The organism is Marinobacter sp. bablab_jr008, assembly GCF_016464145.1.
GTDB lineage: Bacteria > Pseudomonadota > Gammaproteobacteria > Pseudomonadales > Oleiphilaceae > Marinobacter > Marinobacter nauticus.
In genome coordinates, this window is the sequence record NZ_JACDWW010000077.1 from 170,747 (window position 1) to 181,614 (window position 10,868).

13 protein-coding genes are annotated in these 10,868 nt (G+C 54.5%); 6 read left to right on the forward strand and 7 right to left on the reverse strand.

Going from position 1 to position 10,868, the window contains the following annotated elements; genetic code table 11:
- Positions 1-15: 15 nt before the first annotated feature.
- Positions 16-1,704, forward strand: coding sequence for an AMP-binding protein (locus JIF53_RS16570; RefSeq protein ID WP_014420925.1), 1,689 nt, complete (start codon positions 16-18; stop codon positions 1,702-1,704).
- A 60-nt stretch (positions 1,705-1,764) separates the two neighbouring features.
- On the opposite strand, the gene JIF53_RS16575 is transcribed toward JIF53_RS16570, so the two are convergent.
- Together JIF53_RS16575 and JIF53_RS19510 are read right to left on the reverse strand one after the other, a co-directional pair.
- A complete protein-coding gene (locus tag JIF53_RS16575; protein WP_228285592.1) occupies positions 1,765-2,256 on the reverse strand; it encodes a hypothetical protein in 492 nt (163 codons plus the stop codon).
- Positions 2,205-2,462, reverse strand: a complete 258-nt coding sequence (locus JIF53_RS19510) for a hypothetical protein (RefSeq protein ID WP_228285593.1) — start codon at positions 2,460-2,462, stop codon at positions 2,205-2,207. The genes JIF53_RS16575 and JIF53_RS19510 overlap by 52 nt, the downstream gene beginning before the upstream one ends.
- Before the next feature lie 401 nt (positions 2,463-2,863).
- Between JIF53_RS19510 and JIF53_RS16580 the strand changes: the two genes are divergently transcribed.
- The 4 genes from JIF53_RS16580 (at position 2,864) to JIF53_RS16595 (ending at position 4,059) form a co-directional block, all read left to right on the forward strand.
- A complete protein-coding gene (locus tag JIF53_RS16580; protein WP_199453405.1) occupies positions 2,864-3,175 on the forward strand; it encodes a BrnT family toxin in 312 nt (103 codons plus the stop codon).
- Positions 3,150-3,422 (forward strand): BrnA antitoxin family protein, encoded by a 273-nt coding sequence (locus JIF53_RS16585; RefSeq protein WP_199453407.1) that lies wholly within the window; start codon positions 3,150-3,152, stop codon positions 3,420-3,422. The genes JIF53_RS16580 and JIF53_RS16585 overlap by 26 nt, the downstream gene beginning before the upstream one ends.
- 134 nt (positions 3,423-3,556) lie before the next feature.
- Positions 3,557-3,808 carry a type II toxin-antitoxin system Phd/YefM family antitoxin gene (locus tag JIF53_RS16590; protein ID WP_199453409.1) on the forward strand — a complete coding sequence of 84 codons (252 nt, stop codon included), beginning with the start codon at positions 3,557-3,559 and terminating at the stop codon, positions 3,806-3,808.
- The gene (locus JIF53_RS16595; RefSeq protein ID WP_008938367.1) at positions 3,805-4,059 is read left to right on the forward strand and encodes a Txe/YoeB family addiction module toxin; all 255 of its coding nucleotides are present in this window, start codon (positions 3,805-3,807) and stop codon (positions 4,057-4,059) included. The genes JIF53_RS16590 and JIF53_RS16595 overlap by 4 nt, the downstream gene beginning before the upstream one ends.
- Positions 4,060-4,158: 99 nt before the next feature.
- Here the strand turns inward: JIF53_RS16595 and ltrA are convergent, their stop codons facing one another.
- Entirely contained in the window at positions 4,159-5,484 is a 1,326-nt protein-coding gene (gene ltrA, locus JIF53_RS16600; RefSeq protein WP_199453411.1) for a group II intron reverse transcriptase/maturase, read from the reverse strand.
- A gap of 1,607 nt (positions 5,485-7,091) precedes the next feature.
- Between ltrA and JIF53_RS16605 the strand changes: the two genes are divergently transcribed.
- Positions 7,092-8,045 (forward strand): IS110 family transposase, encoded by a 954-nt coding sequence (locus JIF53_RS16605; protein ID WP_199453413.1) that lies wholly within the window; start codon positions 7,092-7,094, stop codon positions 8,043-8,045.
- A gap of 36 nt (positions 8,046-8,081) precedes the next feature.
- Here JIF53_RS16605 and maoP read toward each other — a convergent pair whose 3' ends face one another.
- The 4 genes from maoP to JIF53_RS16625 all read right to left on the reverse strand — a co-directional run bounded on the left by maoP (position 8,082) and on the right by JIF53_RS16625 (position 10,404).
- Positions 8,082-8,432, reverse strand: a complete 351-nt coding sequence (gene maoP, locus JIF53_RS16610; RefSeq protein ID WP_199453415.1) for a DUF413 domain-containing protein — start codon at positions 8,430-8,432, stop codon at positions 8,082-8,084.
- A gap of 103 nt (positions 8,433-8,535) precedes the next feature.
- Positions 8,536-8,913: a hypothetical protein gene (locus tag JIF53_RS16615; RefSeq protein WP_199453417.1), complete on the reverse strand. Its 378-nt coding sequence runs from the start codon at positions 8,911-8,913 to the stop codon at positions 8,536-8,538.
- A 517-nt stretch (positions 8,914-9,430) separates the two neighbouring features.
- Complete coding sequence (locus JIF53_RS16620; RefSeq protein WP_199453419.1) at positions 9,431-9,892, reverse strand: hypothetical protein; 462 nt, start codon at positions 9,890-9,892, stop codon at positions 9,431-9,433.
- The gene (locus JIF53_RS16625) at positions 9,889-10,404 is read right to left on the reverse strand and encodes a hypothetical protein (protein ID WP_199453421.1); all 516 of its coding nucleotides are present in this window, start codon (positions 10,402-10,404) and stop codon (positions 9,889-9,891) included. Before JIF53_RS16625 ends, JIF53_RS16620 begins: the two co-directional genes overlap by 4 nt.
- Positions 10,405-10,868: the final 464 nt, after the last annotated feature.

Genomic DNA, 10,868 nt, shown 5'->3' on the forward strand with positions numbered 1-10,868 from the left:
AATGGAGGCAGAGACATGAGCAAGACTCTCCCAAGTTACACCAGCGGTATCGCAGAAAAGCCACTGCTGGGCATGACCATCGGCGATATGCTGGACCGCACCGCCCAACAGTTTCCCGACAACGAGGCTCTGGTGTGCCTGCACCAGGACATTCGCTGGACTTACAAAGAGTTCGTCGACAAGGTGAACGAGGCGGCCCGGGCGTTCATGGCCATCGGCGTCAAGCGTGGCGACCGCGTGGGCATCTGGTCACCCAACCGTTACGAATGGACCGTTACCCAGTTTGCGACTGCGAAAGTAGGCGCCATTCTGGTAAACATCAACCCGGCCTACGGTGTGCACGAGCTGAAGTACGCCATGAATCTGGCCGGCATCAGCGTTCTGGTTACCGCCGACAGCTTCAAAACCTCCAACTACCGGGAGATGATCTACGAGCTGGCCCCGGAACTGAAGCGCAGCGCACCCGGTAAACTCAAAGCTGACAACGTCCCCGATCTCCGGGCGGTCATTAACGTACACCCGGATAACCACGAGGGTATGTGGACCTGGCAGGATTTCCTGGGCTTTGCCGGCGACGTATCAGAGGCGGACCTTGCCAAGCGTCAGGATGAGCTGCAGTTCGACGACCCCATCAATATCCAGTTCACCTCCGGTACCACCGGCAACCCGAAAGGCGCCACGCTCACCCACCACAACATTCTGAACAACGGCTATTTTGTTGGTGAAAGCCAGCGCCTGACCGAGAACGACCGGCTGGTGATTCCAGTGCCGCTCTACCATTGCTTCGGCATGGTGATGGGCAACCTGGGCTGCATCACCCATGGCACCGCCATGATCTACCCGAGCGAAGGCTTTGACCCGAAAACCGTACTCCAGGCGGTCCACCAGGAAAAAGCCACGGCCTTGTACGGTGTGCCCACCATGTTCATCGCCGAACTGGCCGACCCGGAGTTCGACAGCTACGACCTTTCCACCCTGCGCACCGGCATCATGGCAGGTTCCATCTGCCCCGCCGAAGTAATGAAGAAGGTCAACGGCAAAATGCACATGAAGGAAGTGCAGATTGCCTACGGCATGACGGAAACCAGCCCGGTTTCCACCCAGACCAGTTCCCTCGACCCGTTCGAGAAGCAGGTCACCACCGTGGGCCGCACCCAGCCGCACCTGGAAACCAAGATTGTCGACCCGGGCACCGGTAACGTCATGCCCCGCGGTGAGATTGGCGAACTGTGTACCCGCGGCTACAGCGTAATGCTGAAGTACTGGAACAACGAGGAAAAGACCCGCGAAGCCATCGACGATGCCGGCTGGATGCACACCGGCGACCTGGCGACCATGGACGAGGATGGTTACATCCAGATCGTGGGCCGCATCAAGGACATGGTGATCCGCGGTGGTGAAAACATCTACCCGAAAGAGATCGAAGAGTTCCTCTACACCCACCCCGCCATTGAAGAGGTGCAGGTAACCGGTATTCCGGACGAGAAGTACGGTGAAGAGCTGATTGCCTGGGTGAAACTGCGGCCCGATGCAGACCCGGTAACCGCAGAGGACCTGCAGGCCTTCTGCAAGGGCAAGATCGCCCACTTCAAGATTCCCAAAAACTACAAGTTTGTGGATGCATTCCCGATGACCGTGACCGGGAAGATCCAGAAGTTCAAGATGCGGGAAATCTCGATTGAGGAAATGGGACTGAAGCAATAATCGAATACCGCCCAACCCCAGGAAACCCGGCCACGGCCGGGTTTCTGCTTTCTGTTGCACCTAATGCTTGCCCATGCGCTTGTACCGGAAAGGCTCGCCCTGTTCGTTCTGAAGCTGGTAATCGTAAGCAGCCTGGAGCCCGGTTTCGTCTTCCGTCTCCTCCTCCGGTTCCTGCTCCAGATAGCGCGGGTATAGGGGGGAAAACATGGCCACCACAATGCCAATCGCACAGAAGAATCCAAAGGCATTGGCATACCCCACCTGCCCCACCAGCATACCGACCACAGGCGAGCCCGCTGCCTGTCCCAGAGACACCGCCATGAATGGCAGCACCGGCCCCATGGACAGCCGCCCCGGCAACAAACGAATCCCTGTCATCAGGTACAGCCCGGTCAGACTCATATAGGCCAGGCCGAACACCAGGGCTGAAAAAGCTGCCAGCGGCAGGTTGTCTGGACTGGCAGCCAACAGAGCCAGACTCGCCGCAAGCATCATCAACATCAATGCCTGGGTGATCGGCGGATTATTGCGGTCTGCCAGATCGGCAACCACGGCGCCACACAGGCCAGCAACCCCGACGCCAGCGCAAAACTGATCAGAGGGAGTGCACCGATGATACCGACCACATGGGGCGACAAAGACAGATCCGCACGAATGGGCGGAACGAACAGGCCGAATGCAAAGCGCGCAAAGCCGAAGCTGATCGCAATCAACCCCGCGCCCACTAATGCGAATGCAGTGCTTGAGGGAAACCTCATGCCACCTCCGCTGACTGAAAAGCATGGTGAACCATGTATTCAGATGTCAGCGTAGTCGCCAACCTCAGCCAGCGACAACTTTGAGTTGTTCACCCTCCTGCAAGAAATACTGCCAGCCCTATAAATGGCGATGAGTCGTGATCAAAAGCGATGCTGGCTGCTGGGTAACGGGATGGAGTGGGGGTTCTACCCCAGTACCGCCGACACTAGGTGCACAAAAAACCTATCCCGTTAATTTATTCGATACACCCGATGCCATACTCTCAACTATTCCGTAGCGCATAACGCTTGCAGCATGCGCGCCCACGGAATGGAGCCGAAGGCGCAATGTAGTGAGCATCGCCGTGCCTGCATTGGTTAGCACTTGTTGACGACTGCGTATATGCTGATAATATACTTTTATGATCAATTGGGCACAAGTTACTGGCTTTGACTGGGACGAAGGCAACTCCCGTAAGAACGCGGAGAAACACGGCGTGAACCAGTCTGAAGCGGAAGAGATTTTCTTTAATGAGCCGCTTCTGGTGTTGGAAGACTTCAAACATAGCCAGGCTGAGGCCCGCTTTCATGCCCTTGGTGAAACAGATGACGAGAGATTGCTCCACATCACATTCACACTGAGGCAGAACGGAACGCTGATTCGGGTGATTTCCGCTCGCGACATGCACCGAAAAGAGAGGGCTGTTTATGAGCAAACTAAAAAAGATGCCTGAGTTTAAAACCGAAGCAGAAGAGCGGGAGTTTTGGGAAACCCACGATTCCACCGATTACCTGGACTGGAGTCAGGCTAAGCCGGCTTCGTTCCCGAAACTGAAACCCTCAACCAAGACGATCTCACTCCGATTGCCGGAACCTCTGCTTGATCGGATCAAAATCGAAGCCAACAAGCGGGACATGCCCTATCAATCGCTGATCAAGGCTTGGCTTGCGGACGACGTGAACGACAGCCGTCGGACCTGAGGTGCTAACGCCCGGCTCACGCGCCGGTTTGGAGCCGCGAAGCGGCGGAAAATCGGTCGCTGTGCAGCCGATTGTTAAATCCTTTGGCGTACGGTAACCTGTCCATGACCAACATCCTGTACAGGAGCAACCTTATGGATGCCATTAGCTACACAGCCGCTAGAACCAATCTAGCAAAAACCATGGAGCAGGTCTGTGAAGACCATTCCCCTGTGATCATCACACGGAGCAAGTCGCAGTCAGTGGTAATGATCTCCCTGGAGGACTACGAGGCGCTGCAAGAAACTGCATACCTTCTTCGCGCACCAAAAAACGCTCGGCGTTTGCTGGAATCCGTTGCCGAGCTGGAGCAAGGCGACGGTCAAGAAAAGGAACTTCTTGAATGAAACTCATCTTCTCCGAGAACGCCTGGGAAGACTATCTGTACTGGCAGAAAACCGACAAAAAGATTCTTAACCGAATCAACAAGCTGATAAAAGAGACGAAGCGAGAGCCTTTCGAAGGTGTTGGTAAACCCGAGCCCCTCAAACACAGCCTTGCCGGGTACTGGTCTCGTAGGATCAATGAAGAACACCGAATAGTTTACAAAGTCACGGATGATGCTTTGCTTATCGCCCAACTCCGGTATCACTACTGATTTAATCGGGATAGGGAGGCACCTCACGATGCCCCTCCTCCCACATCACCGGGCATACGGATCACGTACCACGGCGATTCAGTGACTTGACTCAACCCGTTACCGCACTGCCAATTCCGGCAGTCCATAGCTCCGGAACAACCGGGCCGGTAGGGCTTCCCGCAATGCCGGCGAATGACCCAACCGCCACGGGCCGTGGGCCGATTTGGCGGTGTTCCAGGCCAATCTGACCGAGACACCCCGCTTCCTCAACTCACGATACCCCCTTCGGCCCCATTGCTTCCACACGTAACTTCTCATTCTCCGCCGTATCCACTTGTCCAGGTCCCGCAGCGGGCTCAGTACTTCGGCTGCGTCGAAGTACGCTTTCCATCCAAGCAGGGTCTCTTTCAGATCTGCGATCACCTGGGCCAGTGAGTGGCCACGTGTTCGGCGGCTCAGTGTCCGGATCTGGGTTTTCAGCTTGGTGATGGCTTTGTCAGCCACTTTCAGTCGCTGCCCTTTCCGGCTGAGGGTGAAGCCCAGGAAGTCTCGCTTCCAGGGCCGATCCACCGCGCTCTTTCGTGCATTCACTGTGAGCCTCAGCGAGTCCTCGATAAAGCGCGTCAGACTCACCATCACCCGCTCGCCTGCACGGCGACTGCCAACGTAGATCTGACAGTCGTCCGCGTAGCGGGCAAATTTCAGGTTGCGCCGGTCCAACTCCCAATCCAGTTCGTCCAGCACCACATTCGCCAACACCGGAGACAGTGGCCCACCTTGCGGCACGCCCTCGGGTGTAGGAGCTTTGCGGTTGTCGATCTGAACGCCTGCCTTCAGGTACCGGTTGATCAACCTGAGCATCGGCCTGTCCGGCGTGTGGCGTTTCAGCCGAGCCATCAGCCGATCATGGTTTACCCGATCAAAGAAGGCTTCCAGATCAAGATCCACCACCCAGTTACAGCCTTCCCGAGCGTTGCGCTGTCCGTATCGCACCGCTTGATGCGCAGAGCGCCCCGGACGAAAGCCGTAGCTGTGGGGGTGGAAGCGGGGTTCCCAGTCCTGTTGGATAATCTGGGCAATCGCCTGCTGGATAAAGCGGTCCAGCACCGTCGGAATACCCAGAGTGCGGGAACCTCCGTTGGCCTTTGGGATGGTGACCCGCCGGACCGGTTTGGGTCGGTAGGTCTGCCGGAGCAGCTGTTGCCGGATTTCTGGCCAATGTTGGCGCAGGTAATCCGGCAATTCATCCACGGTCATGCCGTCGATGCCCGGCGCTCCCTTGTTACGTCGAACCTGTTTCAGGGCGCGATTGAGGTTGTCCCTGCTCAATACACGCGCCATCCACGGTGAGGGTTGAACGGAGTGCGAGCTTTCCCGATTTCCGGCAACGGGTTCATCCCCTGGAGACTCCAGGGGCAGCGCTAGCTGCTTTGCGGATGCCATCCCGTTTCCCTGCACGGACTCTCGACTCCTGTCTCTGTTCGGGCCTTCGGTTCACGGGCGAACCTACTATGCCCTCTGCTGATTTCTGCCACGCGATCAGAGGCGATCGCTCGTCTCTCAGTGGGTCCGTCCACACGTAGCAGACCTCCCGGGGTAAGCCACAGAGCTTTCACGGCGTGAATCCGAACGCGGCCCGGCCCAATTTATAAAGTACACCCCAATCGCAGAAGGAGGGCTTCGCGGTCACGTGCCCGCTCGCCCCGGGTGTACCACACCTCGTATCGGGTTCCTGTTCGTCGCCCCGCCGCTTTGGATTGGGCTTCCTTCAGACCCACCTCGCGGTGACGCCCTTGCCCTTCTCCTAGCCTTCGGCTCTGCGAACACCTGGCAGGAGGACTTTCACCTCCCTAGTTCTGTGCCATGCCCGGAACACACGCCAATATTCAGCGGCGCCCTGACAAGGGCGTCCGGTGGAGGCCACGCCTTTTGTGGCCGTAACGAACTGGAATGACTGGTTATGTGGGGTAAACGTCTCTCTGAATTTGTTCCGCCGGTTCCCGCACTGGCTCAAACGCACCACCACTTCCGTGATATGTCTCAGCCTGGAGGTTGAACCACTGCCCACATGACAAACATGAGAAATAGTTATTTACAAAATCGCCCCAACCGTCCCCTCGGGCGATAGATTGAAATGGATCCCCCCACGCTCCAGCCCCCTCATAACTTAGGATGCCCAATTCAATTGCATTGGCCGCAGCCAAAATCGCTCTTGAGAGATCGTCAGGACGCTTTATTCTTTGCGGCTGAACCGCTTCTTCACACTTCTTGCAAGTCATGGCTTCCCTTCCACATAACGCTGATGGTAACCGGCGCCGGAGCGCAGCGGAGGGAACCAAAAGCGGCACGCTTTTGGCGTCCGGTTGACCGCATGGTTAAATTTTATTGGGAGCCTGAACCAAACTGATTAATTCGAGGCGGCTGCGCACCATATGGATCATTGTACGGTCGCATGGTGTCCGTATTTAGGCCCCGGCTACGATCGCGCGTAATCGATTTTCCGCCACCTGGCCCTATAGATTGGCCACCACCCGGTCCGATGGATTGCCCGCCTCCAGGACCAATTGATAAACCGCCGCCGGGGCCAATAGACATACCTCCTCCGGGGCCGATGGAGCGACCACCTCCAGGACCAATCGAATCGCATCCTCCAGGGCCAATAGAGCCGGGAGTGCAGTCTCTCCAAGCTTGCTGACTATGCGCGGGCAAGCTGAAAAGAAGTATTGCTAGTCCAAAAACGGTGAGATGTTTCATAGTCCCTCCTTGGGAATTTAACGCCGCCAGCACGCGCGGCTTTGTAGTGTAGGCGAAGCCGCAACGGAAAAGCCGTCGCTGTGCCTGGCCTTGTATGGATAATTTCTGCCGTGTTTGGGTAAATTGAGGCCCACCCCCCAGTGGCCGCTGGGGGCCTTCATGCAGCAGCTCGATGCCTGACCGGCTCCTCTGTCGAGAGACCGATAACAAGTGTGCAGCGCTGCATGACTCTCAAGCGATAACTCGAACAGTCATCGGGGCCTCGAGCCCGTATAGCAAGGCAGAGTCAGCTTATTATGAACAACACGGAAATCCAAACCCCAGTCAATGTCGGTGTCGATGTCGGTAAAGCCAATCTGGACATCGCTCTTCATCCCTCCGGGCAGTTCTACACCATCCCAAATACCGAAGCGCATATTCGTCGCTTTGTCCGTATCCTTAAAAACTACGCGATCGAACGCATCGTTGTTGAATCCTCTGGCCGATATGAACAGGCCCTGGTTCAAGCCTGCGACCAAGCCGGTTTGCCGATCATCATCGTCAATCCCATCAGCGTTCGACGTTATGCTCAGGCCATTGGCGTGCTCGCCAAAACCGACCGCATCGACGCACAGGTCATCGCGCAATACGCCGCCACACTGAAACCTGAGCCCAAGCCTATCCCAGACAAAACCTCCCAGAAGATTAAGGACTTACTGGTCCGCCGCTCTCAGCTTCTGGAAATGTCCACCATGGAGAAAAACCGTCTCCAGATCCTGCCGAAATCCCTTCACCGGTCGATCAAAAGTATGCTCCGAATGCTTCAGAACCAGATTGAAACGGTCACCCGGCAGATTGAGCAAGAGGTGGCCAAAGTGGATCAGTGGCGTACCAAAATGGAGATCATGACCAGCGTGCCTGGCGTTGGAAAAGTGCTCGCCTACACCTTCCTGAGTGAACTCCCAGAACTAGGTTCACTGAACCGCAAGGAGATCGCGGCGCTTGTCGGCGTAGCGCCCATCAACCGAGACAGTGGCAAGCTTAATGGCAAACGAAGGATACGAGGTGGCCGCCACAGAGTCCGCACCGTGATGTTCATGGCCATGCTCTCATCCATCCAGTGCAACCCGGTGTTCAAACGCTTTTATGAACGCCTGAAGGCCCAGGGAAAGATCCCGAAAGTCGCCCTCATCGCCTGCATGAGAAAGATGATTGTGGTGCTCAATACCATGATCAAAAACCAGGAATCATGGCGGGGTGAAATGGCTTAATTTATGGAATTGACACCACAGTCACTTGTTATGTTCTTACTTGAAGTGACCGTAAACGCCCCATCCACGACCAGTGATTCCCAAATCTAGCAGCAAATCTGCCTCTTGCTTACCCACATAGTCTGGGTTCTCTGACTCCCAGATTTTGCGTTTCATGTACTTGGCCCAGACCTTCTCGAACTGACTTTGCGGCTCTTTATTTCCCCTACAAACCTCTATGAAGCGTTCTTGGGCCGGTGTTTCAGGAGTAATTGCGCCACGCATAAGGGCGGCAAGCCACGAGCCATAATTGATGAGTAGCTCAATCTCGTCCTCGGAGAAGAGCGTATCCGGCACATTGGGTCGAAACTCCATTTTCCGATATTTTATGTGCTCTGCTGAAGCCACTTGTCACTCCAGAAAACATAACGCCAGCAATAAACGGCGGCCCGACAGGGGCGTCCGGTGGAGGCCGCAGGCCGGAACGAATTTAATTGCCTTGTTAGGGTTTTCATAGCGTAACCCCGAAATAATGAGCAATCACCCAAGCAACAACAAGCACCAGAACGCCCGCAATAACACCCTCGGCGATTTTGATGAGGGACATGCGGTTGGTTACGGGAGACTTTGTCTGCCCAGCACTGTCAGCAGGTTTGGCTTTTGGTTTCTGGGGAGCACCGCTGCTTGAATTATTTTGGTCTTTTTCCGCCTTGAACGGTCGTGTTTCATTCTTGACCGTTGGTTCGTTTGTGTCGAACTTTTCGATAATTGCGCGGGCTTCGGCAATTTTCTTTTCGAGGCTCAGCCTTCTTACTGGGTCATCCTCTATGAGCTGTTCAGTCCTTAGCCTAGCGACTTCATTTTTAAGGAATTCAATTTCATCGGTCATGATGAACCCTAACGCTTGCAGCACGCGCGGCCTTGAAATGGAGCCGAAGGCGTAATAGAAAGGGCGTCGCTGTGCCTGCACTGGTTATGCTACGAATCTGATAGTGATGGATCTGACAGTGAAAGAAACTCCCTTAGCCAAAATTTAGCCATAAGCCTGCCCTGTTTGCGGCAGAGTGAAAGACCAACCAAATATGATTACACCGGCAATGATAAGAATTATTGAAATACCCGGAGCTTCATCGTTGATCTTCACTCCCCCAGCAATTAAAACTATCCCTATTAACGAAAACATGCCCCCCCCCAGAGACCGGCACCTCATCTATATTGGCAAAACAGTAGAGCTCTGCCCCAATTTCCTATACTCAAAGACCAACGAGCTTATTGTAGAATAATGTAAAAATCAGAACACCATGACTTGGCCTTTTTATGCATAACGCCCGGCTCACGCGCCGGTTTGGAGCCGCGAAGCGGCGGAAAATCGGTCGCTGTGCAGCCGATTGTTAACACCAGTCCGATCAGATGCGTGGTGGTAAAATTTCGCTATAGCCCTGCAGATCCTCTTGGAGAGGAAACACCATTCTCTTTGTATACCGCTTGGTTGCATGCTCAATTGATAGCCCAAGAATAGTCATTCTCGATGTACCTGTCCCGAGAGAGATCCCCGTTCCTTCAAGGGTTAAACCTTTCCCACCAACCATACGGACAGCTTTTAAGATTGGCTCCTGCACCCCAACGGAGTCCACTTTCACGCCGACATCTGCACCGTCACATTCAAATCTTTCCAACCCGACTGAATATTCAGCATCAGCTTCAACCCTTCCAACTTCAAGCGATCCTTTTCTTAACCTTAAAAAAGCGCTCCTCGTTCTCATATCGAGGCGTTCAACCACTATTCTATTCGGTGGTTCAATAATTAATTTAAGAGCAACTTTTCCTGGCGCGGACCGGATAACTATTTCCTTTCCTTCAACTTTCATATCCCAACGTCAGGCGGACCCGACCAGACGTTCCGTTCGATACGGAAAAGCTCTTCTCCATTTTCGTCTGAGAATTCGCCCGAGATCGTTGGAAACGACATTCCATCTTCTGGCGGCTCAATGGCGAGAACCGCATCGCCATCTATTTCGATCAAAGTTCTTGCTCCGTGAAAAATGCTAGAACCAAGAACTACTGTCAGGCTTTGGCTGTCCAGAACAAGGTCATCAAAAGGTCGTTTGATATTCGCATCGGTCTGAACTTTTTCGTACTGCCGTCGGACACTATCTTTGGATATTTGGCCTTTTGTAACCTTATCGTGGCAACGTCCACACAAAAGGCACATATGTTCACTGCTGTGCTCTGTAGCATCGTTGAACTCGGGAACAATGTGTTCATATTGGTAGATCGCAGATCGGCAAAAAACACAACCGAACTTTGAGCGCACTCGGACATCCCTTTCGATATCGGCAGGGATATAGCGGGAGAGTCCATGCTTGTTCGTCTTGCTCAAACTCAACTCCCTAGTGTTAACGACGGATGTTAAGCGGCACTGGCGCCAGCCAGGGTCCGACTTAACGTGTGGTTATACGGACCGTCCTGAAAGACTCTCATACTCCACCCTACTCACAGACCACTCCACACTCTGCAGACATCCCTGGGAAGTTATCAGGCCAGTAGTCAGCGGGGGCACCGAAGATGCGAAGGCACGGAACAAAGGCGACCACGATTGCCGATTGATCCGCCTTCCCTCAAGAGCCAAGCCAGACGGATCAAGCGCGACTTATCCGTCTGGCTTGGCTCTTGAGGGAGAGCGTTCAACGGCGATCCGCTCTATTTCCTGAATCCGTGACTTCAACGAGCTGAACTCACGCCCAAAGCCTGCAATAACAAGGCTTGGAGCGATATAATAGCATCTGACATCCATTCACCCAGTCAGTGCTTTCGGCTCATGCGTACCTTCACTCTCCAGCAATC